The sequence below is a fragment of the Maribacter polysaccharolyticus genome (assembly GCF_028882255.1).
In the GTDB taxonomy this organism is placed as follows: domain Bacteria; phylum Bacteroidota; class Bacteroidia; order Flavobacteriales; family Flavobacteriaceae; genus Maribacter_A; species Maribacter_A polysaccharolyticus.
In genome coordinates, this window is sequence record NZ_JARBUY010000008.1 from 70,934 (window position 1) to 96,833 (window position 25,900).

General features: G+C 41.5%; 22 protein-coding genes, 5 tRNA genes and 1 pseudogene. 26 read left to right on the plus strand and 2 right to left on the minus strand.

From position 1 onward, the window contains the following. Positions 1-12 precede the first annotated feature (12 nt). A complete protein-coding gene (locus PHU20_RS19005; RefSeq protein ID WP_274826998.1) occupies positions 13-468 on the minus strand; it encodes a MarR family winged helix-turn-helix transcriptional regulator in 456 nt (151 codons plus the stop codon). A 176-nt stretch (positions 469-644) separates the two neighbouring features. Here PHU20_RS19005 and PHU20_RS19010 point away from each other — a divergent pair, with 176 nt between their 5' ends. The 25 genes from PHU20_RS19010 (at position 645) to PHU20_RS19130 (ending at position 22,879) form a co-directional block, all read left to right on the plus strand. Continuing rightward, complete coding sequence (locus PHU20_RS19010) at positions 645-956, plus strand: rhodanese-like domain-containing protein (protein ID WP_274826999.1); 312 nt, start codon at positions 645-647, stop codon at positions 954-956. A 64-nt stretch (positions 957-1,020) separates the two neighbouring features. Next, positions 1,021-2,304, plus strand: coding sequence for a DUF2851 family protein (locus PHU20_RS19015; RefSeq protein ID WP_274827000.1), 1,284 nt, complete (start codon positions 1,021-1,023; stop codon positions 2,302-2,304). 9 nt (positions 2,305-2,313) lie between these two features. Next, positions 2,314-2,541 (plus strand): PspC domain-containing protein, encoded by a 228-nt coding sequence (locus tag PHU20_RS19020; RefSeq protein ID WP_274827001.1) that lies wholly within the window; start codon positions 2,314-2,316, stop codon positions 2,539-2,541. Positions 2,542-2,543: 2 nt separating this feature from the next. After that, positions 2,544-3,548 (plus strand): potassium channel family protein, encoded by a 1,005-nt coding sequence (locus tag PHU20_RS19025; protein ID WP_274827002.1) that lies wholly within the window; start codon positions 2,544-2,546, stop codon positions 3,546-3,548. Between the two features lie 90 nt (positions 3,549-3,638). Further along, positions 3,639-5,249 (plus strand): alanine/glycine:cation symporter family protein, encoded by a 1,611-nt coding sequence (locus PHU20_RS19030; RefSeq protein ID WP_274827003.1) that lies wholly within the window; start codon positions 3,639-3,641, stop codon positions 5,247-5,249. A 16-nt stretch (positions 5,250-5,265) separates the two neighbouring features. Next, positions 5,266-6,150 carry a ComEA family DNA-binding protein gene (locus PHU20_RS19035; protein ID WP_274827004.1) on the plus strand — a complete coding sequence of 295 codons (885 nt, stop codon included), beginning with the start codon at positions 5,266-5,268 and terminating at the stop codon, positions 6,148-6,150. An 11-nt stretch (positions 6,151-6,161) separates the two neighbouring features. Continuing rightward, the gene (locus PHU20_RS19040; RefSeq protein ID WP_274827005.1) at positions 6,162-7,331 is read left to right on the plus strand and encodes an acyl-CoA dehydrogenase family protein; all 1,170 of its coding nucleotides are present in this window, start codon (positions 6,162-6,164) and stop codon (positions 7,329-7,331) included. A 134-nt stretch (positions 7,332-7,465) separates the two neighbouring features. Next, positions 7,466-7,660 carry a 30S ribosomal protein S21 gene (gene rpsU / locus PHU20_RS19045; protein ID WP_109654682.1) on the plus strand — a complete coding sequence of 65 codons (195 nt, stop codon included), beginning with the start codon at positions 7,466-7,468 and terminating at the stop codon, positions 7,658-7,660. A gap of 100 nt (positions 7,661-7,760) precedes the next feature. Further along, positions 7,761-8,663, plus strand: a complete 903-nt coding sequence (locus tag PHU20_RS19050) for a tyrosine-type recombinase/integrase (protein ID WP_274827006.1) — start codon at positions 7,761-7,763, stop codon at positions 8,661-8,663. A gap of 28 nt (positions 8,664-8,691) precedes the next feature. Then, positions 8,692-8,994 carry a ribosome hibernation-promoting factor, HPF/YfiA family gene (hpf, locus tag PHU20_RS19055; protein WP_274827007.1) on the plus strand — a complete coding sequence of 101 codons (303 nt, stop codon included), beginning with the start codon at positions 8,692-8,694 and terminating at the stop codon, positions 8,992-8,994. A gap of 101 nt (positions 8,995-9,095) precedes the next feature. Further along, positions 9,096-9,169, plus strand: a tRNA-Thr gene (locus PHU20_RS19060). A 25-nt stretch (positions 9,170-9,194) separates the two neighbouring features. Next, positions 9,195-9,276: transfer RNA gene (locus PHU20_RS19065), tRNA-Tyr, on the plus strand. A 133-nt stretch (positions 9,277-9,409) separates the two neighbouring features. Continuing rightward, positions 9,410-9,482 (plus strand) — tRNA-Gly (locus PHU20_RS19070). Positions 9,483-9,787: 305 nt separating this feature from the next. After that, positions 9,788-9,859: transfer RNA gene (locus PHU20_RS19075), tRNA-Thr, on the plus strand. Positions 9,860-9,915: 56 nt separating this feature from the next. Beyond that, positions 9,916-11,103 (plus strand): elongation factor Tu, encoded by a 1,188-nt coding sequence (gene tuf / locus PHU20_RS19080; RefSeq protein WP_274827008.1) that lies wholly within the window; start codon positions 9,916-9,918, stop codon positions 11,101-11,103. Between the two features lie 70 nt (positions 11,104-11,173). Next, a tRNA-Trp gene (locus tag PHU20_RS19085) sits at positions 11,174-11,246 on the plus strand. A gap of 75 nt (positions 11,247-11,321) precedes the next feature. Continuing rightward, the gene (gene secE, locus PHU20_RS19090) at positions 11,322-11,510 is read left to right on the plus strand and encodes a preprotein translocase subunit SecE (RefSeq protein WP_274827009.1); all 189 of its coding nucleotides are present in this window, start codon (positions 11,322-11,324) and stop codon (positions 11,508-11,510) included. 10 nt (positions 11,511-11,520) lie between these two features. Continuing rightward, positions 11,521-12,072 carry a transcription termination/antitermination protein NusG gene (gene nusG / locus PHU20_RS19095; RefSeq protein ID WP_154367945.1) on the plus strand — a complete coding sequence of 184 codons (552 nt, stop codon included), beginning with the start codon at positions 11,521-11,523 and terminating at the stop codon, positions 12,070-12,072. Between the two features lie 68 nt (positions 12,073-12,140). Further along, positions 12,141-12,578 carry a 50S ribosomal protein L11 gene (rplK, locus tag PHU20_RS19100; RefSeq protein WP_274827010.1) on the plus strand — a complete coding sequence of 146 codons (438 nt, stop codon included), beginning with the start codon at positions 12,141-12,143 and terminating at the stop codon, positions 12,576-12,578. Positions 12,579-12,597: 19 nt separating this feature from the next. Further along, complete coding sequence (gene rplA / locus PHU20_RS19105) at positions 12,598-13,287, plus strand: 50S ribosomal protein L1 (protein ID WP_274827011.1); 690 nt, start codon at positions 12,598-12,600, stop codon at positions 13,285-13,287. Between the two features lie 26 nt (positions 13,288-13,313). Beyond that, entirely contained in the window at positions 13,314-13,832 is a 519-nt protein-coding gene (gene rplJ / locus PHU20_RS19110) for a 50S ribosomal protein L10 (RefSeq protein WP_274827012.1), read from the plus strand. A gap of 49 nt (positions 13,833-13,881) precedes the next feature. Continuing rightward, positions 13,882-14,262 carry a 50S ribosomal protein L7/L12 gene (gene rplL / locus PHU20_RS19115; protein WP_274827013.1) on the plus strand — a complete coding sequence of 127 codons (381 nt, stop codon included), beginning with the start codon at positions 13,882-13,884 and terminating at the stop codon, positions 14,260-14,262. Positions 14,263-14,392: 130 nt separating this feature from the next. After that, on the plus strand, positions 14,393-18,202 hold the full coding sequence (gene rpoB / locus PHU20_RS19120) for a DNA-directed RNA polymerase subunit beta (protein WP_274827014.1): 3,810 nt from the start codon (positions 14,393-14,395) through the stop codon (positions 18,200-18,202). 57 nt (positions 18,203-18,259) lie between these two features. Next, positions 18,260-22,558 (plus strand): DNA-directed RNA polymerase subunit beta', encoded by a 4,299-nt coding sequence (gene rpoC, locus PHU20_RS19125; protein WP_274827015.1) that lies wholly within the window; start codon positions 18,260-18,262, stop codon positions 22,556-22,558. A gap of 9 nt (positions 22,559-22,567) precedes the next feature. Continuing rightward, positions 22,568-22,879, plus strand: coding sequence for a DUF3467 domain-containing protein (locus tag PHU20_RS19130; protein WP_274827016.1), 312 nt, complete (start codon positions 22,568-22,570; stop codon positions 22,877-22,879). Positions 22,880-22,937: 58 nt separating this feature from the next. Here PHU20_RS19130 and PHU20_RS19135 read toward each other — a convergent pair whose 3' ends face one another. Then, a complete protein-coding gene (locus PHU20_RS19135) occupies positions 22,938-24,527 on the minus strand; it encodes a peptide chain release factor 3 (protein ID WP_274827017.1) in 1,590 nt (529 codons plus the stop codon). 444 nt (positions 24,528-24,971) lie between these two features. Between PHU20_RS19135 and PHU20_RS19140 the strand changes: the two are divergent. Beyond that, positions 24,972-25,900, plus strand: a pseudogene (locus tag PHU20_RS19140) (hypothetical protein); the annotation flags it as partial.

The following is a 25,900-nucleotide window of genomic DNA, read 5'->3' on the forward strand; positions in this document are numbered from 1 at the left end:
TTTGGGTTGTTTTTATTTAAGATCGAAGTTATTCAATAAGGTATTCAGTTGTTCCAATTCAACAACCGAAAATCGGTGTAACAGCCTTTTTTCGGTCTCTGAAACCAGGGTATCCATGATATTCAGTTGTTCTTGGCCTTTTGCGGTAATGGTTATCTCTATCTTTCTTCTGTTGGAAGGACAAATATGTCTTTCAACATATTCCTTACGGATCAATTTGTCGACCAACCTGGTCGTATTGCTCATTTTGGTCACCATTCTTTCATTCAATGTGCTGAGGTTGGCCGGTTTCCCCTTTTGCCCCCTTAGGATCCGCAACACATTGAATTGTTGTATTGAAATATCAAACGGTTTTAAGACAAGGGCTATTTTCTCGTTAATGATATTCGAAACCAATATAAGATGAATGATCGTCCTTTTTTCCAAAGGAATATTGCCTTCTGTTTTTATGCGTTCTTCTACATTCATGTATTCACAACAATTGTATATACAAATGTATGGTATTTTTTTACTTCCCCCTGGGGTATTGGGTTTAAAATTCTGTTAAATTCCTGAATTCTTTGGCTTAGGTCCCGACTACAGGTTTAATTCGCACTTTATTTTATTGAAATGCATTAATTTTACGCTTTAAAAAATTATACAAAATGGCAGATTTATCTCAAGAAGAATGGGTAGAACGGTTGAATGCCGATAACAATGCAATTGTTTTGGATGTAAGGACCCCGACGGAGTTTCAACAGGGTTTTATCCCGGATGCCACTAATATCGACATTTATCTAGGGCAAAAGTTTGTTGAGGAAGTGGAGAAATTGGACAAATCCAAAAATTATTATGTCTATTGCAGGTCAGGGGCCAGGAGTGGCCAGGCATGCAACATCATGAATGAGCTCGGTTTTGAAACGGCTTATAACCTCCAAGGGGGTATTATGGCCTGGAAAGGGGAGGTAGTTCAATAAAGGACCAAAAAGCACCAAATAAAAAAAATCCTACATTTTTGTGGGATTTTTTTATTTTAGGAGTATGCGAGAGGATCTGCTCCATTTTATCTGGAAATACAAAAAGCTGCCATTGCAAAATTTGGTCACCGGCCAAAATGAAATTGTTGAGATTGTGGATGTCGGTATCCACAACCATCAATCCGGTCCTGATTTTTTCAACGCCAAACTCAAAATCAATGGGCAACTATGGGCCGGGAACGTTGAAATACATATCAAAGCTTCGGATTGGTATGCCCACAATCATGAAAAGGATGTCAATTACGATAATGTAATCCTGCATGTGGTTTGGCATGATGACGTAGCCGTGTATAGAAAGGACAATACCGAGATACCTACCTTGGCCTTAAAGAGCTATGTTTCCGATGATCTATTAAAAAGTTACCGCGATCTTTTCGATCATCAAAGTACAAAAACCATCAATTGTGAAAATGGGATTTCCCAAATCGATGAATTTACCAAGACGAATTGGTTAGAGCGTCTTTATGTTGAGCGCTTGGAGCAAAAGTCGATATTTATCGAGTCCCTTTTAAAACATTCGAAAAACGACTGGGAAAAGGTGTTGTTCTGCCTGCTTCTTAGGAATTTTGGATTGAATAAAAATGGCCAGTCCTTTTTGAGTATTGCCCAAGCCTTGGAGTTTTCGGTATGTAGAAAGCTATTGAAGAAACCACTGCAGTTGGAAAGCGTTTTGATGGGTTTGGCCGGTTTGCTTGACGATGAAGGGGGGTTGGATCCCTATTATGTCACCCTCCAAAAGGAGTATGGTTATTTAAGCAAAAAATTCGGACTTTCATCCCAGGGGATTCAAAACCCCGAGTTTTTTAAACTCCGCCCCTCCAATTTTCCTACCATACGTCTTTCCCAAATCGCCAATTTGTATGAAAAGCATCAAGATCTTTTTCAAAAATTGATGACTACTTCCCATTTGGACGGGATATATGCCATTTTTAAAATTTCGGCCAGTACGTATTGGGACGATCACTTCACTTTTGGCAAGGTATCGGGAAAACAAAAAAAGAACTTGACAACACCTTTTATCGACCTTCTCATTATAAATACCGTTTTGCCCTTAAGGTTCTGTTATGCACGTCATTTGGGCAAGGATGCTACCCACGATATTTTTTCAATAATTGCCAAGATCAAAAAGGAAGGGAACAGTGTGGTTAAAAAGATGGGTGCTTTGGGGTTTGGAGTGGGGACGGCAAGGGAAAGTCAGGCCGTATTGCAACTTTATAAAATGTACTGTATGAAAAATAAATGTTTACAATGTGCCATCGGTAGTAATTTATTACATGGAAATATTTAAATTTATTCCATGAATGTTTTTTATCAACTTTTATATTATTTTCAGAAAAGGGGATTCGAGGTCTGTGGGCGAATAGCCGAGCGTATGGGAATACGCGCCAGGGTGGTCAGAACGTCTTTCATTTACCTTACATTCGTAACCTTGGGGTTTGGTTTCGCCTTATACCTTTTTTTGGCTTTTTGGCTGAAAATCAAGGATTTGGTGTATACCAAGAGAACCTCAGTTTTTGATCTCTAACTATGATTCGATTGTTTCGTTCCAAAATATATTTGGCCATTATCATGATTTTGGTGGTTTTGGCAACTGGGATCATAGGATATAGGTTGTTGTCCGATTTGACCTGGTTGGATGCTTTTTACATGACCGTGATCACGGTGACAACCGTCGGTTTTTCAGAAGTCGGTCCGCTTAGTGCTGAAGCAAAGGTATTCACGGTGTTCCTGATTATTTCCAGTGTATTCATATTCGCCTTTGCCATCTCGGTAGTAACAGAGTATATATTAAGTAGGAATTCCTTGGATATTATAAAAAAGAAAAAAGTGAAGAACATGATCAACAAGCTGTCAAACCATGTGATTATCTGTGGGTTTGGTCGAAATGGGAATCAGGCTGCCCTTCGGTTGAACGCCTACAAAAGGCCATTTGTAATCATAGAGAACGACAAAGAGGTCATCGATAAATACGGGGATAGTTATTTGTTTGTTGAAGGGGATGCCAATGATGACGAAATATTGTTGGCGGCAGGTATAGAGCGGGCAAAATATCTCATAACCACCTTACCCGATGATGCGGCCAACCTTTTTGTGGTTTTATCAGCAAGGCAATTGAATAAGGAATTGACCATCATAAGTAGGGCCTCTTTGGTCACTTCCCAGAAAAAATTAAAATTGGCAGGCGCGGATCAGGTGATCATGCCCGATAAGATCGGTGGCGACCATATGGCTTCCTTGGTAGTCATGCCCGACCTCATTTCTTTTATGGACGAGTTGTCTTTGGAAGGGGAGCATACCACCAACCTTGAGGAAGTGGCCATTGAGGAATTTTCCGAACAGGGGGAGCATAAATCGTTACGGGATCTTGATTTAAGGCGAAAAACCGGTTGTACCATTATCGGGTACATCGCCCCAGACGGTAAATATACCATAAACCCTGAAGCAAATATGCAGTTACAACCTAAAAGCAAGGTCATCGTCCTGGGGAGGCCCGAACAGATCCGTAAATTAAATGAGATGTTCCGTATTTAAAGGGCTCTTTTTTTGTCCAATAATCTTTGTTTGGATTGTTTTTTTTAGGATATTGCCAACTTCGTTTTTTAAACCAACTAAATAAGTCATATGAAGTATAGATTGCTTTCCTTATTAACTTTTTTATTACCTTTTTTAACCTTTTCCCAAGAGTCTGCGGAAATGGGGATTGATGAACGGATTAATGCGTGGTTCGAGCCGATAACGGCAGTTTGGGAAGGCATTGTTTTTTGGCAGGTTCCTGGAACCGGCGTCCCTTTGATCGTGATCATTCTGGTGTCGGGGGCAACTTTTTTCACCTTGTATTTTGGTTTTGTCAATATTACGAAATTTCCATTGGCCATAAATGTCGTTAGGGGTAAGTATGATGAAGTTGAGTCGCCCGAGGGCCATGGCGTGGAAAAGGCCGAAGTGAATATTGTTGATGGCGATTTGCCCGATACGATCCGGGATGAAAGTAAGCATGGGGAGGTGAGTCACTTTCAAGCCCTTGCGACTGCGGTTTCGGGTACGGTTGGTCTAGGGAATATTGCCGGGGTCGCTTTGGCTATAGCCATTGGGGGTCCGGGAGCGACATTCTGGATGATTTTATGTGGGTTGTTGAGTATGTCCACAAAATTCGTTGAATGTACGTTAGGGGTCAAATATCGTGATGTGGATGAAGATGGGACAGTACATGGGGGTCCTATGTACTATTTGTCCAAAGGGTTGAAAGAAAGAGGTTACACGGGGTTGGGAAAAGCCTTGGCGGTAATTTTCGCAATTTTATGTGTAGGGGCGTCTTTTGGGGGCGGTAATGCCGTACAGTCGAACCAAGCGGCGGAACAATTGGCAGCAATGCTGGGTTTACAAGGAGGTTCCACAGGTTTTGTGATAGGAATTGTTTTGGCGATTATCGTTGGTATCGTCATTATCGGGGGTATCAAAAGAATTGCTTCGGTAACCGAAAAAGTGGTGCCGTTTATGGCAATCATCTATGCATTGGCGTGCCTGGTCGTTATTTTTGCCAATTTTTCATACCTCGATGATGCTTTTATTTTGATTTTTGAAGGGGCGTTTACACCTGAAGCCGGACTTGGAGGATTATTTGGGGTGTTGATAGTCGGTTTTAGGAGGGCCGTGTTCTCCAATGAAGCGGGAGCAGGTTCCGCAGCCATTGCCCACTCTGCCGTAAAAACCAAATACCCTGCAAGTGAAGGTATTGTAGCGCTTTTGGAGCCATTTATCGATACGGTGGTTATATGTACAATGACGGCATTGGTCATCATTTTTTATAACAGTGGAGGTGTTTTTGAATATGGGGGTGATGGTGCCGGTAGCGTCGTAGTTGATGGGGTTTCCCTAGGTGGTGTAAACCTAACTTCTCTGGCCTTCGAATCCGTCATACCTTGGTTCCCCTATGTGTTGACCTTGGCCGTAGTCCTTTTTGCGGTTTCAACGATGATATCGTGGTCGTATTACGGGCTGCAATCCTGGAAATTCTTGTTCGGAAGGGGTAAAATAGCCGATTTGATCTATAAGGTACTGTTCATCGCATTTATCATTATTGGGGCTTCGGCTTCTATGGGAGCGGTATTCGCTTTTTCAGATGCGATGATATTGGCGTTGGTATTCCCCAATATGATAGGTTTAATGCTGTTGTTCCCGCGTGTAAAGGAAGAAATGGGCAGTTTCTTAAGTGCAATAAAATCGCTGCGATAATTTTGTAAACAAACAGATGGAATTCAAACCCTACTTTTTTCTGAATAAACAGGAGAAAAGTGGGGTTTTCTTTTTGCTGTTGATCATTGTGGTGCTGCAACTGGTGTTCTTTTATATGAAAAGCACTTCAAGGAATGGGAAAGGTAACTTTGCTGTTGACGGGCAAACGCAAGCCCAGATCCATTCGCTGAAAAAGTTGGCCGTTCAAGAATCGCCACCGGTTCTCTATCCTTTCAATCCGAATTATATTTCAGATTATAAGGGGTACACCTTAGGGATGTCCTCAGCGGAGATAAGTCGGTTGCATGCTTATCGGGAGAAGGATTTATATGTCAACACCCCTAACGAATTCCAAAAGGTTACCCAAGTTTCCGATTCCCTGTTACATCAATTGGCCCCCTATTTTAAATTTCCCGATTGGATCAAAATCGAATCCAAAGTAAATCCGACCAGCCAAAAAGAAACGCCCGGGATCACGTCCGGGATGAAAGCTGAAACGGTACCGTTAAAAGATCTTAATTCGGTAACCGCGGAGGAATTGAAATCGATCTATGGTATTGGGGATAAACTCTCCCAAAGGATAGTCAAGTTCAGGAATCGGTTGGGTGGGTTTCTTGTCAACGAACAATTGAATGATGTATACGGATTGGAACCCGAAGTGGTTGAACGTACTTTGTTGCGGTTTCAGGTGTTGGAAAAGCCGGTCATCGAAAAAATTAATATTAATACGGCATCGGTAAAAAAACTATCAGAATTGGTATATATTGAAAAAAGTGTTGCGTATAAGATAGTTGATTATAGAATTGCTAACGGTGGTATTGATTCTTTTGAGGAATTGCTAAAAGTCGAAAATTTTCCAATCGAAAAGATTGATAGAATTAAGCTATATTTGGCGTTTTAAATTCAAAGGCTATGCAGCGCATGTACTTTACTGAGGAACATCGGTTATTTAGGGGGAGTTTGAGGGATTTTTTGGCGAAAGAAGTGAGTCCCAATATCGATAAATGGGAGGCCGATGGCAGCATAGAGCCTTTTATCTGGAAAAAGTTCGGTGAAATGGGGTATTTTGGTCTTGCCATAGATGAAGCTTATGGAGGGCTGGGGCTCGATCTCTTTTATACCGTCATTTTTTTGGAAGAACTTCAAAGAGTGAATTCCGGTGGTTTTGCCGCGGCAATGTGGGCACATGCCTACTTGGCTATGGTGCACTTGAATAAAAATGCCAGTCACGGGCAAAAGGAAGCTTATTTGATCCCTAGTGTCAATGGGGAAAAGATTGGGTGCTTGGGCATTACCGAACCCTTTGGGGGCAGTGATGTGGCTGGGTTGCGAACCACTGCCGTAAAAGATGGGGATACGTATATCATAAACGGGTCTAAAACCTTCATCACCAACGGCGTGAACGGGGATTATTGTATTCTTGCTGCAAAGACCGATCCAGCTGCCGGTAGCAAAGGAATCAGTCTGTTTATTATGGACCTTGACAGTGAAGGCATTTCTGCCAATAAATTGGATAAATTGGGTTGGCGGGCCTCGGATACCGCAGAGCTGGCCTTTGATAATGTAAAGGTCCCTGCCTCTAATTTAATGGGTGTTGAAGGTTCGGGGTTTGCACTGATCATGGAGGCATTCGCCCTTGAACGTTTGGTTATGGGGATCAATGCCCATGCAAGGGCCGAATATGCCCTGGAATATGCCATGCAATATATGTCGGAAAGGGAAACTTTTGGCAAGCCGATCAATCAATATCAGGCTTTAAGACATCGGTTGGTAGACGGTTATGCAAACATGGATCTATGCAAGCAGTACAATTATGGGGTGGCCTACCGTATGGACAAGGGGGAGTACGTAGTAAAGGAAGCTACTATTTCCAAGTTGAAATCAACCGAAATGGCAGATAAGGTAATTTACGATTGTTTGCAGTTTTTAGGGGGGTACGGTTATATCGAAGATTACCCTATGGCCCGTATGTTCAGGGATAGTCGTTTAGGACCGATAGGAGGGGGTACCTCCGAGATCCTTAAGGAAATCATCGCTAAAATCATTATTGATAAAAAAGAATATCGCATGCCGAAAGGCTGAAAGGGGCTATGGGATAAGGGGTCTCAGCCAATAAAGGGATAATTTGGCGTATAATTCATAAATAAGTAGTGCTCAATTCTAAATAAGTTTATATATTTGCACCCTTAATCACAAAAGAGAGGAGGTTGTAGCCCATGTTAATTATACCAATAAAAGAAGGAGAGAACATCGATAGAGCTTTGAAGCGTTTTAAGCGAAAGTTTGATAAGACAGGTACAATGCGTCAGTTGCGTAAACGTCAGCAATTTACAAAACCTTCAGTTCAGCGAAGAGCACAGATTCAAAAAGCACAATACATACAAGGTTTAAGAGATCAAGAAGAAATCTAAAATCTTTTATTGTAGTGTACAATTATTGAAAAAACCCCATCGGATGATGGGGTTTTTTTATTTGAGGCAATAGCTGTTGCAACTTTAGTAACTTTGTGGTATGTCGGTATCCAAGTTTGTCGATTATTTGGGGTTGGAAAAAAATTATTCCCCCCATACGGTTAATGCGTATGAAAAGGATGTTGTGTCTTTTGCGGCGTATTGTGCCGATCAATACAATGTGTTGAATATCGATCATGTGGAATACCCGATCATCAGAAGTTGGATAGTGTCCCTTGTCAATTCGGGGATATCGAATAGGTCGGTAAATCGTAAGGTAGCTTCCCTTAAGGCCTATTTTAAGTTTCTACAGCAAATCGATGTTATATCGGTAAATCCCTTGGCCAAACACACCTCCCTTAAGACTGCGAAGAAAGTCGAAGTTCCCTTTTCAGAGGAAGAAATGTACGCCGTATTGTCCCAATTGGATTTTGCGGATGATTTTGTGGGGAAAAGGGATAAGTTGATTATCGAGCTCCTATATACCACAGGGATCCGTAGGGCTGAGCTTATTAATATCAAGGTCGATGATATCGATCTTGGGGAAAGATCGCTCAAAGTGCTGGGAAAGCGCAATAAGGAGCGGATTGTTCCATTGTTGGTGTCTACCATAGCGTTGTTTGAATCCTATTTGCCTTATAGGAAAGGCTTGGAAATTATAGCCGATAAGAAGTATGTTTTTCTTACCGACACGGGCAATAAAATATATGAAACCCTTGTTTATAGAATAATAAATAAGTATTTTAGGGAGGTGTCTTCCAAAGTAAAAAGGAGCCCACATATATTGAGACACACCTTTGCGACTCATTTACTCAATAAAGGGGCGGATTTAAATTCGGTGAAAGAGTTGCTTGGCCATTCGAGTTTGGCTTCGACGCAGGTTTATACGCATAATAGTATAGCTGAACTCAAAAAAATTCACGCATCAGCCCACCCAAGGGGTAAAAAATCGCAAGGGCGGTAAATTTGTTTAACACATTAAATTTTAGCCTATGAAAGTAAATGCGCAATCAGTCAACTTCAATGCTGACAGAAAATTGTTGGATTTTGTCCAAACTAAACTGGACAAATTAGAGACGTTCTATGACAGGGTTATCAGTGCGGATGTTTATTTGAAAGTAGAGAACACGAGTGCCAAGGAAAATAAGATCGTGGATATCAGACTAAATGTACCCAGGGATAGGTTCGTTGTAAGGAAACAATGTAAGTCTTTTGAAGAGGCTGTTGATTCGGCATGTAACTCCCTGGAAAGGAAGGTGAAAAAGATTAAGGAAATGCAAAGAGAAAAAGTATGATGAAAATTTTTCAAAAATTGTTTTGATTAAACAAATAAATCTATACATTTGCAGTCCGTTAGAAATAGCGGACTTTTTTATGCGAAAAAAAAGGTTGAAAAGCCGATGTAGCTCAGCTGGCTAGAGCAGCTGATTTGTAATCAGCAGGTCGTGGGTTCGAGTCCCTCTATCGGCTCAAAAGTTCTTTAAAATATGGGATTGGGGAGATACTCAAGCGGCCAACGAGGGCAGACTGTAAATCTGCTGACTACGTCTTCGCAGGTTCGAATCCTGCTCTCCCCACTATATTTTAAAAAAACCATCTGCCGAACTTCCGGGTTATCGGAAGTCAGGTTAGAAAAAAAGGAATCGGGAAGTCCGACCTTTAAAAACATTTCCAGGGAAATGTTGAAATTGAAATTTTGAAGTTTAAATTGCGGGAGTAGCTCAGTTGGTAGAGCGTCAGCCTTCCAAGCTGAATGTCGCCGGTTCGAACCCGGTCTCCCGCTCTAATATCCTACAGGATGAATATGCCGTTTTTTGTTAAATGGCTTATTGCATTTGTGGGGTGAGGGTAGGGAGTGAGTCCTGAGTTTGTCGAAGGCAGCCCGTTCTTCTGTCCCGATATCGAAAGAACCTGTTCTTTCGGTATGTTCTTTGGGTAGTGAAAAAAGCAGTTTCGGTAAATATGTCGATGCTGTTTAAGGTCATAGGAACTTGGTCTGGCACTCAAAAACCATGGGTTAACGTTTGTTGAAATTTCGATGTTGTTTTTGTTTGAAAAAGCACGTAGCATCAACCAAGAGCCCAACAAGCCGACGTAGCTCAGGGGTAGAGCGTTTCCTTGGTAAGGAAGAGGTCACGAGTTCAAATCTCGTCGTTGGCTCAATTAAAGCATTAATTGTACACTAATATATAAACTAAGATTAAAATTCATTTAAAATGGCAAAGGAAACTTTTGATCGTTCCAAACCGCACTTAAATATAGGTACTATTGGACACGTCGATCACGGTAAAACTACATTAACTGCTGCTATTACTACGGTATTGGCAAATGCAGGGCTTTCTGAATTGAGAAGTTTCGATTCTATCGATAACGCTCCAGAGGAAAAAGAAAGAGGTATAACCATTAACACTTCGCACGTTGAATATCAAACTGCGAATCGTCACTATGCCCACGTTGACTGTCCTGGTCACGCGGATTACGTGAAAAACATGGTAACTGGTGCTGCCCAAATGGACGGTGCGATCTTGGTAGTTGCTGCAACAGATGGTCCAATGCCACAAACCCGTGAGCACATCCTTTTAGGTCGTCAGGTAGGTATTCCTAGAATCGTTGTTTTCTTGAATAAAGTTGACATGGTCGATGATGAGGAGCTTTTGGAGCTTGTTGAGATGGAAGTAAGGGAATTGCTTTCTTTCTATGAGTATGATGGTGATAACGGGCCTGTTATTTCCGGTTCTGCCTTAGGTGCACTTAACGGTGAGCAAAAATGGGTGGATACTGTTATGGAGTTGATGGAAGCTGTTGATAGCTGGATCGAATTGCCACAAAGGGATGTAGATAAGGATTTCTTAATGCCTGTTGAAGATGTATTTACGATCACTGGTCGTGGTACTGTTGCTACAGGTCGTATAGAAACTGGAGTTGCCAATACGGGTGATGCTGTTGATATCATCGGTATGGGAGCTGAAAAATTGTCTTCTACCATTACTGGGGTTGAGATGTTCCGTAAGATCTTGGATAGAGGTGAAGCTGGAGATAACGTAGGTATCCTTTTGAGAGGTATTGAAAAATCTCAAATAAAAAGGGGTATGGTAATCTGTAAGCCAGGTTCTGTTAAGCCACATGCTAAATTTGAAGCTGAGGTTTATATCCTTAAAAAAGAAGAAGGTGGTCGTCACACACCATTCCATAATAACTACCGTCCACAATTCTATGTAAGGACTACTGATGTTACCGGTAACATCAATCTTCCTAGTGGAGTTGAAATGGTAATGCCTGGTGATAACCTTACCATTACTGTTGATTTGATCCAACCTATCGCATTGAGCGAAGGATTGCGTTTCGCTATCCGTGAGGGTGGTAGAACCGTTGGTGCTGGTCAGGTAACCAAGATTTTGGATTAATATAAGATAAGTATATATATTACATTTAAGGTGTCCCGCTTTAGCGGGATACCTTTCAATGTAAATAGAAACGGGTGTAGCTCAGTTGGTAGAGCACTGGTCTCCAAAACCAGGTGTCGGGAGTTCGAGTCTCTCCTCCCGTGCGGAAATTGGATTGGGTTTCATGGTTGGTTACAACATAGGAATTTCAGTCTGTATAATTTTAAAGATCAAAACGGATGTTTACATATATAAAGGAATCAATTGAAGAGTTAAGGCATAATGTCACCTTGCCACCGAAGTCCGAATCATCCAACTTAATGGTTGTGGTGGCAGTATTTTCCATATTGTTCGCTTTGGCTACATGGGGTGTTGATTCTGTCTTCAGTAAATTGATAAAGCTTTATTTTTCAAACATTTTAAGTTAAGTCGAGCCTTATGTCAGAAGTATTGGAAAAGAAATGGTATGTGGTGAGGGCGGTCAGTGGTCAGGAAAATAAGATCAAGGGCTATATTGAAAGTGAAGTGGCCAGACTCGGGTTTTCAGATTATCTGGAAGAGGTTTTGGTGCCTACTGAAAAAGTAGTGCAAATCCGTAATGGAAAAAAAATAAATAAAGAAAGGGTTTATTTTCCCGGGTATATCATGATCAAAGCCAATTTAGGTGGAGAAATGATCCATATTATACGATCCATTACGAATGTAATCGGGTTTTTAGGGGAAACAAAAGGCGGGGACCCTGTTCCTTTAAGGAAATCGGAAGTGAACCGTATGTTAGGTAAGGTCGATGAGTTGGCGGTAAATACCGATAGTGTGGCCATACCTTTTGTTCATGGTGAAACGGTTAAGGTTATTGATGGACCTTTCAATGGTTTTAATGGGACCGTGGAAAAAATCAATGAAGAAAAACGCAAGCTTGAAGTCATGGTGAAGATTTTCGGAAGAAAAACACCGCTGGAGTTGAGTTATATGCAAGTAGAGAAGATTTAAGATTTTTGTTACATATTTACGAAGTTGTGTTGCTTCCTAAAAACACACTTTAAATTTAATTTAAAACAATGGCAAAAGAAGTAGGTAAAGTAGTTAAGCTACAAGTTAGGGGAGGTGCAGCGAATCCATCGCCACCGGTTGGACCCGCCTTAGGTGCTGCCGGTGTTAACATCATGGAATTCTGTAAGCAGTTCAATGCTCGTACGCAGGATAAGCCTGGAAAGGTTTTACCGGTTGTTATCACGGTATATAAAGATAAGTCATTTGACTTTATCGTAAAAACACCGCCAGCGGCAGTTCAACTTATGGAAGCAGCTAAGATTAAAAAAGGATCTGGCGAACCTAACAGAGTCAAATCAGGGAATATCACCTGGGACCAGATTAAAACTATTGCAGAAGATAAAATGGTGGATTTAAATGCATTTACTGTTGAGTCTGCTATGAGCATGGTTGCTGGTACGGCAAGATCAATGGGTCTTAAAGTAGCAGGTAAAAGACCTTTTTAAAATCTTAAAAAGCAATTAAATGGCAAAGTTAACAAAAAAGCAAAAAGAGGCCCACGCTAAAATAGAGAAGGATAAACTGTATTCTTTGGAAGAGGCTTCAGCTTTAGTAAAAGAGATAACCAATACAAAATTCGATGCGTCGGTAGATTTGGCCGTTCGATTAGGGGTTGATCCTAGAAAAGCGAACCAAATGGTACGTGGGGTGGTTAGTTTACCACACGGTACAGGTAAAGATGTAAAGGTTTTGGCTTTGGTAACCCCGGATAAGGAAGCGGAGGCTCAGGAAGCCGGAGCGGATTATGTTGGGTTGGATGAATATTTGGATAAAATCAAAGGCGGTTGGACCGATGTTGATGTGATCATCACCATGCCAAGCGTAATGGGTAAATTAGGACCTTTAGGACGTGTTTTGGGGCCAAGGGGATTAATGCCCAATCCAAAGACAGGAACGGTAACCATGGATGTGGCCAAAGCCGTATCCGAGGTTAAAGCCGGTAAGATCGATTTCAAAGTCGATAAAACGGGTATCGTGCATGCTGCCATTGGAAAGGCATCCTTTCCTGCAGAGAAGATTGCCGGTAATGCTAAAGAGTTGTTGGATACATTGAATAAATTGAAACCTTCTGCAGCAAAAGGCGTTTACATGAAAAGTATATTCATGTCAAGTACCATGAGCCCAAGTGTTCAATTAGATCCAAAAACAGTTTAATTAACTGGTAGTTCAAAATTTTAATTATGACAAGAGAAGAGAAATTAATCGTTATAGAAGATTTAACTGCTCAGTTAGCTGAAAATTCAACTATTTATTTAGCTGATATTTCAGGCTTGGATGCCCCGACGACTTCAAACCTAAGAAGGGCGTGTTTTAAATCCAATATTAAACTCGCAGTAGTTAAGAATACACTTCTTGCCAAGGCTATGGAGGCTTCCGAAAAAGATTTCGGTGAACTTCCAGGGGTCTTAAAAGGAAACACTTCATTGATGTTCTCCGAGGTAGGAAACGGACCTGCAAAAGTTATCAAGACCTTTAGGAAAAAGTCTGATAAACCTTTGTTGAAAGGTGCTTTCGTCGAGGAAGCCGTGTTCGTTGGTGATGATAAGTTGGATGCATTGGTAAGTATAAAATCCAAGGAGGAAGTTATCGGGGATATTATTGGCTTGTTGCAATCACCTGCCAAGAATGTTATTTCCGGTCTTAAATCCGGTGGTGGTAAACTTGCGGGCATCTTAAAGACATTATCAGAAAGGGAATAGTACGCACTTAAACAATTATATTTTAAAAATTTTATTAAACGATAGAAAAATGGCAGATTTAAAAGATTTCGCAGAACAATTGGTTAACTTGACCGTAAAAGAGGTTAATGAGTTGGCCGACATATTAAAAGAAGAGTATGGTATCGAGCCAGCAGCTGCTGCAGTAGCTGTTGCCGCAGGAGGTGGAGCCGCTGAAGGTGGTGAAGCTGCTGAGGAAAAATCAGAATTCGATGTTATCTTGAAAGCAGCAGGTGCCTCTAAATTGGCAGTTGTTAAATTGGTTAAGGAATTGACCGGTTTAGGTTTGAAAGATGCTAAGGATATTGTTGATAGCGCACCAAAAGCCGTTAAGGAAGGTATCGCTAAAGACGAAGCTGAAGGTATTAAAAAATCATTGGAAGAAGCAGGAGCAGAAGTTGAGCTTAAATAATCGCTACTACCATAACAGTTTGGGTTTAGGTCTTACCGCAATTTGTGGTTAGACCTAAGCCTTTTTATGCGTTAAGTATATAAAGTCATATACGACCCGTTAGTATTCACGATCAAAATCTTGTCCATAGATGTTCACAAATCAGACTGAGAGAATAAATTTTGCATCCGCTAAGAACACACCGGAATATCCGGATTTCTTGGACATTCAGATTAAATCGTTTCAAGACTTCTTTCAACTTGAAACCAAATCTGATCAAAGGGGCAATGAAGGTTTATACAATACCTTCATGGAAAACTTTCCAATAACAGACACACGAAATCAGTTTGTGTTGGAATTTCTCGATTATTTCATAGATCCACCAAGATATTCAATCCAAGAATGTATAGAGCGTGGTCTAACCTATAGCGTACCATTAAAAGCTAGATTAAAATTATATTGTACCGATCCCGAACACGAGGATTTTGAGACCATCGTACAGGATGTGTACCTAGGGACAATTCCTTACATGACGCCAAGTGGTACCTTCGTCATCAATGGGGCAGAACGTGTTGTTGTTTCCCAGTTGCACCGTTCTCCGGGTGTATTCTTTGGACAGTCATTCCATGCCAATGGCACAAAATTATACTCTGCAAGGGTAATTCCTTTTAAAGGTTCTTGGATAGAGTTTGCTACCGATATCAACGGTGTCATGTATGCCTATATCGATAGAAAGAAAAAATTACCTGTAACAACATTGTTCAGGGCCATCGGATTTGAAAGTGATAAGGATATTCTTGAAATATTCGATCTTTCAGAAGAGGTGAAAGTATCTAAAGCCGGACTTAAGAAAGTCTTGGGCCGTAAATTGGCCGCAAGGGTCTTGAATACATGGCATGAAGATTTCGTGGATGAGGATACCGGCGAGGTAGTTTCCATTGAAAGAAATGAGATTATCCTTGATCGTGATACGGTTTTGGAAAAGGAGCATATCGAAGAGATCTTGGAAGCGGATGTCAAAACCATTCTTTTGCACAAAGAGAACAATGCACAATCCGATTATGCCATTATCCATAATACCTTACAAAAAGATCCTACAAACTCTGAAAAAGAGGCTGTAGAACATATATACCGTCAATTGCGTAACGCGGAACCGCCCGATGAGGAAACGGCCCGTGGTATCATTGACAAATTGTTCTTCTCCGATCAACGTTATAACCTAGGTGAGGTCGGTCGTTACAGAATGAACAAAAAATTACAGTTGGATATCGGAATGGACAAGCAAGTCTTGACCAAGGAAGATATCATAACGATTATCAAATATTTGATCGAGCTGATCAATTCAAAAGCAGAGATCGATGATATCGACCACCTTTCCAATCGTCGTGTGCGAACGGTAGGTGAGCAATTGTCTTCTCAGTTTGGTGTTGGTTTGGCGCGTATGGCTAGGACCATTCGTGAAAGGATGAATGTCCGTGATAATGAGGTGTTTACCCCAATCGATTTGATCAATGCCAAGACCTTGTCTTCGGTTATCAACTCGTTCTTCGGTACGAACCAGTTATCACAGTTTATGGATCAAACGAATCCATTGGCAGAAATAACGCACAAAAGAAGATTGTCCGCATTGGGTCCTGGGGGGCTTTCAAGGGAAAGGGCAGGTTTTGAAGTACGTGATGTCCATTATACCCACTATGGTAGATTGTGTCCTATTGAAACACCTGAAGGTCCGAATATTGGTCTGATTTCATCATTGGCGGTTTTTGCCAAAGTAAACCCAATGGGCTTCTTGGAAACCCCTTATCGTAAGGTATCCGATGCTACGGTTGATACAAATGAATATCTCTACCTAAGTGCAGAGGAAGAAGAAGGGATGAAAATCGCCCAAGCGAACATTCCATTAAAAGATAATGGGGACATCGATGCTGAAAAGGTTATCGCCAGGGAAGAAGGTGATTTCCCTGTTGTCGATCCAAAAGAGATCAATTATACCGATGTTGCTCCAAATCAGATTGCTTCGATTTCAGCATCCTTGATTCCATTCTTGGAACATGATGATGCGAATAGGGCGTTGATGGGCTCGAACATGATGCGTCAGGCCGTACCGTTATTGAAACCACAATCCCCTATCGTCGGTACCGGGTTGGAAAGACAGGTAGCTTCCGATTCCAGGGTATTGATAAATGCGGAAGGTGATGGTACCATCGTATATGTCGATGCACAAAAGATCACCATTAAATACGAAAGAACCGATACTGAAAGGTTGATCAGCTTCGATGAGGACGAAAAGACCTATAATTTGGTGAAGTTCAGAAAGACCAACCAAGGAACCAGTATCAACCTTAAGCCCATTGTACAAAGAGGGGATAAGGTTAAAAAAGGACAGGTGCTCTGTGAAGGGTATGCTACTGAAAAAGGTGAATTGGCACTGGGAAGAAACCTTACCGTGGCCTTTATGCCTTGGAAAGGATACAACTTTGAGGATGCGATCGTAATCTCTGAAAAAGTGGTTCGTGAAGATATTTTCACATCCATACATGTCGATGAATACTCATTGGAGGTCAGGGATACGAAATTAGGGGCCGAGGAATTGACCCATGATATTCCCAACGTTTCCGAAGAGGCAACAAAGGATCTTGATGAAAACGGAATGATCCGTATCGGGGCTGAAGTTAAGCCCGGTGATATCCTTATTGGTAAGATTACCCCAAAAGGGGAGTCAGATCCAACTCCGGAAGAAAAATTACTACGTGCCATCTTTGGGGACAAAGCAGGTGATGTCAAGGATGCTTCCTTAAAGGCTTCCCCTTCATTACGAGGTGTTGTGATCGATAAAAAATTATTCTCAAGGTCTATCAAGGACAAACGCAAGCGTTCTGAGGATAAAGAGGCGATTTCCAATTTGGAATTGGAATATGAAGTTAAATTCCAACAGCTTAAGGATATTCTGGTAGATAAATTATTTACCCTGATCAACGGAAAAACATCGCAAGGTGTATTGAACGATCTAGGTGAGGAAGTGCTTCCAAAAGGGAAGAAATATACCATGAAGATGTTGAATTCCGTGGATGATTTCGCACATTTGGTCGGAGGTACATGGACAACGGATGCCGATACGAATGTTTTGGTGGCCGATTTATTGCACAACTATAAGATCAAGCTGAATGACCTTCAAGGGAACCTGAGAAGGGATAAGTTCACGATTTCGGTTGGTGATGAATTGCCAGCAGGGATCATGAAATTGGCCAAGGTCTATATCGCCAAAAAGCGTAAACTTAAAGTGGGTGATAAAATGGCCGGTCGTCACGGTAACAAAGGTATCGTATCACGGATCGTTCGCCAGGAAGATATGCCTTTCTTGGAAGATGGAACACCGGTTGACATTGTGTTGAACCCATTGGGTGTACCTTCCCGTATGAACATTGGTCAGATATATGAGACCGTTCTTGGTTGGGCAGGTCTTAAACTCGGAAGAAAGTATGCCACTCCGATTTTTGATGGGGCCACTTTGGATGAGATCAATGCTTATACAGATCAAGCTGGTATACCGCGATTCGGCCATACCTATCTACATGACGGGGGTACCGGTCAACGTTTTGACCAACCTGCTACGGTAGGGGTTATCTATATGTTGAAATTGGGCCATATGGTAGATGATAAAATGCACGCTCGTTCTATAGGACCATACTCCTTGATAACGCAACAGCCCCTTGGTGGTAAAGCACAATTCGGTGGTCAGCGTTTTGGTGAGATGGAAGTTTGGGCACTTGAAGCTTATGGTGCATCGGCAACGTTGCGCGAAATACTTACGGTCAAATCCGATGATGTTATCGGTAGGGCAAAAACCTACGAGTCCATTGTTAAAGGAGAGACTATGCCAGAGCCTGGTTTACCAGAATCTTTCAATGTATTGATGCACGAACTTAAGGGATTAGGTCTGGACATTAGGTTGGAAGAATAGGGAAATCTATTTTAGAAAGGATTTTAGAACACATTTAATTTAGTATCACCATTAATTATGGCTAGAATAAAAGATAATAACCCAGTTAAAAGGTTTAATAAGATTTCAATCGGTTTGGCCTCTCCAGAATCTATTTTGGCAGAGTCAAGGGGTGAAGTTTTAAAGCCTGAGACCATTAACTACAGAACGCACAAACCAGAACGTGACGGTCTCTTCTGTGAGCGTATTTTCGGTCCTGTTAAGGATTATGAATGTGCTTGTGGTAAATATAAGAGAATCCGTTACCGTGGTATTGTCTGTGACCGTTGTGGCGTAGAGGTTACCGAGAAGAAAGTACGAAGGGATAGGGTCGGACATATTAATTTAGTGGTCCCGGTTGCCCATATTTGGTACTTCCGTTCTTTGCCGAACAAGATTGGTTACCTTTTAGGGTTACCTTCCAAGAAATTGGATATGATCATTTACTACGAACGTTATGTAGTGATCCAACCGGGTATTGCAAAAGGACCTGAAGGGGAAGAAGTCAATAAAATGGACTTTTTAACTGAGGAGGAATATTTGAATATCCTGGAATCGATTCCACAAGAAAACCAATATTTGGAAGATTCCGATCCCAATAAGTTCATTGCGAAAATGGGAGCCGAATGTCTTATCGATCTTCTGGCCCGAATAGACCTTAAGGAATTGTCCTATGAATTAAGGCATAAAGCAAATACAGAAACTTCGAAACAACGTAAAACCGAAGCGTTGAAACGACTTCAGGTTGTTGAGGCCTTAAGGGAATCCCAGGATAATAGGGAGAATAGACCGGAATGGATGATCATGAAGGTGATTCCTGTCATTCCGCCGGAATTACGTCCTTTGGTACCTTTGGACGGTGGTCGTTTTGCCACTTCCGATTTAAATGACCTTTATAGAAGGGTGATTATTAGGAACAATCGTCTAAAACGTTTGGTAGAGATAAAGGCCCCTGAAGTAATTCTAAGGAACGAGAAACGTATGCTCCAGGAAGCTGTGGATTCTTTGTTCGATAATACGAGAAAAGCATCGGCGGTTAAAACGGAGTCTAACAGACCTTTGAAATCCCTTTCCGATTCCTTAAAAGGGAAGCAAGGACGTTTCCGTCAAAACCTTTTGGGAAAACGTGTCGATTATTCAGCACGTTCTGTAATTGTCGTAGGACCTGAATTGCATTTATATGAATGTGGTCTTCCAAAAGACATGGCAGCCGAACTTTACAAACCTTTTGTAATCCGTAAATTGATTGAAAGGGGAATCGTCAAGACGGTTAAATCTGCCAAGAAGATAATAGATAAGAAAGAACCTGTTGTTTGGGATATTCTTGAAAACGTCTTGAAGGGTCATCCGGTATTATTGAACCGTGCCCCTACGTTACACCGTTTGGGTATTCAGGCATTCCAGCCTAAATTGATCGAGGGTAAGGCAATACGTCTACACCCATTGGCCTGTACGGCATTTAATGCGGATTTTGATGGGGATCAAATGGCGGTCCATTTACCATTGGGCCCTGAGGCGATATTGGAAGCCCAGTTGTTAATGTTGGCTTCACAAAACATTTTGAACCCGGCAAATGGTTCCCCGATTACCGTACCATCACAGGATATGGTTTTGGGTCTTTACTATATGACCAAAGAACGTAAGTCTACCCAGGAAGTGCCTATCAAAGGTGAAGGATTGACTTTCTATTCTTCAGAAGAGGTTGAGATTGCCTTTAATGAAGGTATGGTTAACCTAAATGCCGGTATAAAAGTACGGGCCAAGGATTTTAATGAAGAAGGGGAGTTGGTTTATCAAATCATACCAACAACCGTTGGTAGGGTGCTGTTCAACATGAATGTTCCGCAACAGGCCGGTTACATCAATGAAGTATTGAATAAAAAGTCGTTGAGGGATATTATCGGTAGGATTTTGGCTGTTACGGATGTTCCTACAACAGCGGATTTCTTGGATAGGATTAAAACAATGGGGTATGAGTTCGCCTTTAAAGGTGGATTGTCTTTTAGTTTAGGTGATATTATCATACCGCCCGAAAAACATACAATGATCGCGGAGGCCAATGTTCAGGTAGATGGCATTATGGCCAACTATAATATGGGTCTTATTACCAATAACGAACGTTATAACCAGGTAATTGATGTATGGACCTCTACCAATGCGATGTTGACGGAATTGGCCATGAAACGTATCCGTGAGGATCAACAAGGTTTTAACTCTGTGTATATGATGTTGGATTCCGGTGCAAGGGGTTCTAAAGAGCAGATACGTCAGTTGACAGGTATGCGTGGTCTTATGGCCAAACCGAAAAAATCCACAGCAGGTGGTGGTGAGATTATCGAAAACCCGATCCTTTCCAACTTTAAGGAAGGTTTGTCGATTTTGGAATACTTTATATCAACCCACGGTGCACGTAAGGGTCTTGCGGATACGGCCTTGAAAACGGCGGATGCAGGATACTTGACACGACGTTTGGTAGATGTTTCCCAAGATGTCATTATCAATACGGAAGATTGTGGAACACTTCGTGGAATCGAGGTAGAGCCATTAAAGAAAAATGAGGAAATTGTTGAATCCTTAGGGGAAAGAATCTTAGGTAGGGTCTCGCTTCATGACGTATATAATCCATTGAATGATGAGTTGCTCTTGGAAGCAGGTCAGCAAATCATGGAAGAGGATGTCAAGAGGGTAGAGGCGTCTCCGATAGAAAAGATAGAAGTGCGTTCCGCATTGACTTGTGAGGCTGAGAAAGGAATTTGTGCCAAATGTTATGGTAGAAACCTTTCCACAAACAAGATGGTCCAAAGAGGTGAGGCTGTAGGTGTTGTTGCTGCGCAGTCCATTGGTGAACCGGGAACACAGTTGACGCTTCGTACCTTCCACGTGGGGGGTATTGCAGGTAACATTTCCGAAGATAATAAGTTAACCGCCAAATTTGACGGTATAGCCGAAATTGAGGATTTAAGAACCGTCCAGAGTGAGGAAGGGGAAGGTGGAACTACCGATGTAGTGATATCAAGAACTTCGGAGATCAAGATCGTTGATGCCAAGACAGGTATCGTCTTAAGTACCAATAACATTCCTTATGGTTCGCAATTGTTCATAAAGAACGGTGCTAAGATCAAGAGTGGGGATGTTGTTTGTCAATGGGATCCTTACAATGGTGTGATCGTATCGGAATTCCCTGGGAAAATCGCCTACGAAAACATCGAGCAAGGGGTTACCTATCAGGTTGAAATTGATGAACAAACAGGTTTCCAAGAGAAAGTTATTTCTGAATCGAGAAACAAAAAACTGATTCCTACATTGTTGATCATGAACGATAAGGAAGAAGTATTACGTTCTTATAACTTACCTGTTGGTTCCCATATCATGGTAGATGACGGGGATAAGATCAAAGAAGGTAAGATCTTGGTCAAGATACCACGTAAATCCGCTAAAGCTGGGGATATTACAGGGGGTCTACCAAGGGTTACCGAACTTTTTGAAGCTAGGAATCCATCAAATCCGGCCGTAGTATCGGAGATAGATGGTGTGGTTTCATTCGGTAAGATCAAACGTGGAAATAGGGAAATCATCATCGAATCCAAATTGGGTGAGGTTAAGAAATACTTGGTTAAATTGTCCAATCAGATATTGGTTCAGGAAAATGATTATGTCCGTGCCGGTATGCCGCTTTCCGATGGTTCCATTACGCCAGAGGATATTTTGGCCATCAAAGGCCCTTCAGCCGTACAGCAGTATTTGGTCAATGAGGTTCAAGAAGTATATCGATTACAAGGTGTAAAGATCAACGATAAGCACTTTGAGGTTGTGGTTCGTCAGATGATGCGAAAAGTACGTATCCAAGATCCTGGAGATACCATATTCTTGGAAAACCAATTGGTTCATAAGTCTGACTTTATTACGGAGAATGATGAGATTTTTGGTAAGAAAGTGGTCACTGAAGCTGGTGATTCTGAAAACTTAAGGGCAGGTCAAATCATCACGGCCCGTGAATTAAGGGATGAGAATTCAATTCTTAAAAGAGCCGATAAAACGTTGGTAGAAGCAAGGGAGGCCATTGCGGCAACCGCAACCCCTATTTTACAGGGGATTACTAGAGCTTCGTTACAAACGAAATCATTTATTTCCGCAGCATCATTCCAGGAAACTACGAAGGTGTTGAACGAAGCCGCTGTAAGTGGTAAGATCGATACACTTGAAGGATTGAAGGAAAACGTAATTGTTGGACATAAGATTCCTGCCGGTACCGGTATGAGGGACTATGAGAACATCATTGTTGGTTCCAAAGAGGAATATGATGAGATTATGGCCCGTAAGGAAGCCTTGAAATTTTAAACTTGTCCCATGAGTGAAAAAGAACCTAAACAAAAGCAGATCAATATAGAGTTGGATGAAAAGATGGCGGAAGGAACCTATTCCAATCTTGCCATAATCAACCATTCGGTTTCTGAATTTGTAGTAGACTTTATCAGTATGATGCCTGGGGCCCCAAAGGCCAAAGTGAAAAGCAGGATCATATTGACGCCGCAACATGCCAAGAAATTCTTAAAGGCATTGAACGAGAATGTGAGTCGGTTCGAAAAAGCCCATGGTAAGATCAAGGATTATGATCAGCCTCCCATTCCCATTAATTTTGGGCCTTCGGGAGAAGCATAAAAAGAAAAAACCCATGAATTCAATTCATGGGTTTTTTTATTTTTACGATAATCGATATTTACTTGAATTCGGAAGTGAAATATAATTTGACCGTGGGGTATTTTTGTTGGGTCATCTGTAAGGAGAATTGGGAATCGGCCAAGAATACCAACTGTCCCTGTTTGTCCTTAGCCAGGAATTTTTGTTTCACCCTTTTGAATTCCTTGAACTCCTCGTTTTTTTCATCTTGTGGGTCTACCCAACAAGCTTTGTGTACCGGGAAATTTTCATAACTACATTTGGCACCATATTCATGTTCGAGTCGGTATTGTATCACCTCGAATTGAAGGGCTCCCACGGTACCGATAACTTTTCGTCCATTCATTTCCAAGGTAAACAATTGGGCCACCCCCTCATCCATAAGCTGGTCAATACCTTTTCCTAATTGTTTGGATTTCATGGGGTCGGCATTATTGATGTATCTGAAATGTTCAGGAGAGAAACTTGGAATGCCTTTATAATGTAAGGGTTCTCCTTCTGTCAAGGTGTCCCCGATCTTGAAATTGCCGGTGTCATGTAATCCTACGATGTCTCCTGGAAACGAAATGTCCACTATTTCTTTCTTTTCGGCAAAGAAAGCATTTGGACTCGAAAATTTAAGGTTTTTGCCTTGGCGTACATGTAGATAGGGCTTGTTACGCTCAAAAGTGCCGGAAACGATTTTAATAAACGCCAAACGGTCGCGATGTTTGGGGTCCATATTGGCATGTATTTTGAAAACGAAGCCGGTAAGTTCCTTTTCATCAGGTTTAACCAGTCTTTCCTCAGCCATTTTCGGACGGGGCGATGGGGCTATTTCTATAAAGCAATCGAGCAATTCACGAACCCCGAAATTGTTCAAGGCAGAGCCGAAAAACACGGGTTGTTGTTCTCCATTTAAATAACTGTCCTTGTTGAAAGGAGCATATACCCCATGTACCAGTTCAAGGTTGTCCCTTAGGTCCTGAGCAGCGGTTTCCCCAATTATCGTGTCCAATTCAGGATTGTTGATGTCATCAAACGCAATCGTGTCCTCGATATTTTTCTTGCTATCACCGCTGAAAAGGTTAATGTTCTTTTCATAGATATTGTAGATGCCTTTAAAATCGTATCCCATCCCTATCGGGAAACTCAGGGGGGTTACCGAGAGGCCTAATTTTTGTTCCAGATCATCCAAAAGGTCGAACGCATCTTTACCTTCCCGGTCCAATTTGTTGATGAAAACGATCATGGGGATGTTTCGCATTCTGCAGACCTCAACAAGTTTGATGGTTTGCTCCTCAACGCCTTTTGCAACATCAACAACAACGATAACACTATCAACGGCCGTTAAGGTCCTATAAGTGTCTTCTGCAAAATCCTTGTGTCCAGGGGTATCAAGGATGTTTATTTTTTTATCCTTGTAAATAAAGGCCAATACTGAAGTGGCGACAGAGATTCCCCTTTGTCGTTCAATCTCCATGAAATCACTGGTGGCCGATTTTTTTATTTTGTTGTTTTTTACCGCCCCGGCCTCTTGAATGGCCCCTCCAAAAAGTAATAATTTTTCCGTTAACGTTGTTTTACCTGCATCCGGATGTGAAATAATTCCGAAGGTGCGCCTACGTTCTATCTGATTCTTGAACCCCATACTCTTATTTTCCGCAAAAATAGTGGAAATTATAGGATTATGGTCCTATACGAACTACATTTCCCTGTAACAGAACATCCATATTCTTCAAGTAATTTTTATATGGGGATGAACAGGGGAATTGCATAAATCCAACAAATTGTTGAATGGATTGCAATGGTGCCTTTCAGAAATATTATAGCAACATAAAATGTTGGTAATCATCGATAAACAGGAGGTGAATTCTTCCCATTTTTGCACTTGGTCGATAATTATTGTTGTTAAAAGAAATTTAAAATTAATGTTTTCCATTCTATTTGTGCATCAAAAATTAAAATATATCTTGCAATACTAATATAGAAGCCCCTCTTCTTATATTCCTTACTGCTTTTAGCCATGGTGACAGGTAAATAATTACTGACGCTTATGGATAATATTACTTTTATATATATTAAAAGACAAGTCTTGACAAGTATCGAACTTGTGTTGATACTATTCCTGTTTGTCGGCATTACTTCCTTTGATGACATTACTACTCCCCCAATTAATGATACTATTGATTCCGGGAAGATCGGATTCAGTGGAAGTGAAGATAGTGCATTTGCATATAGCTGTATTACAGGCTGTACCCCTATGGGTTCGAAAATCATTACTGCCAATGATTTTGGTTTTGAGTTAAATGTCAGTGATGGTAGTTTATGTGCTACGAATGTTGACTTAAGTAGTAAATGGGGACTTCCTACAGGGAGTGTTATTGTCAGTGTTGAAGGGGTAAGCACCGATGCCAATGGCTATTTTCGAACGATATTGAATTCTCCAATAACTTTCAAGATTAATGGATCATCACCCGTAATGGTAAAAGCCCACCACTCTTCTGGAATAAATGCTGGGGCTCAGGATGGTATAATAGCATTGGATAATGTAGCATATAAATTTGTTGGATCCTTGAGTGAGGGCATAGTGGATTTCATTGAAGGCAATGATTACTATGTTAAAAATACAACTTCTACTAGCAATCATCCGGGAATTAGCGTTGATTGGGAATCCCTGTCGCCAGTTACGGATATAAAGTTTTATACTACTTCAACCTCTTCGAGTTTGATAGGGTTGTACATTACACCTTATGTTTGTGATGACACCGATGGTGACGGTGTACCCGATATGGTGGACCTTGACGACGACAACGATGGTATCCTTGACAGTACGGAAGACCCGAACCTTGATGGGGACAACGACCCCTTGACCGATCCTTTGGACAGCGATGGAGACGGTTACCCAGACCATTTGGACATCGATTCGGACAATGACGGAATCCCCGACAATGTTGAGGCACAGACCACAGACGGTTATATCGCCCCCAACGATGACGATGGGGCGACCTACGCCGCCAACGA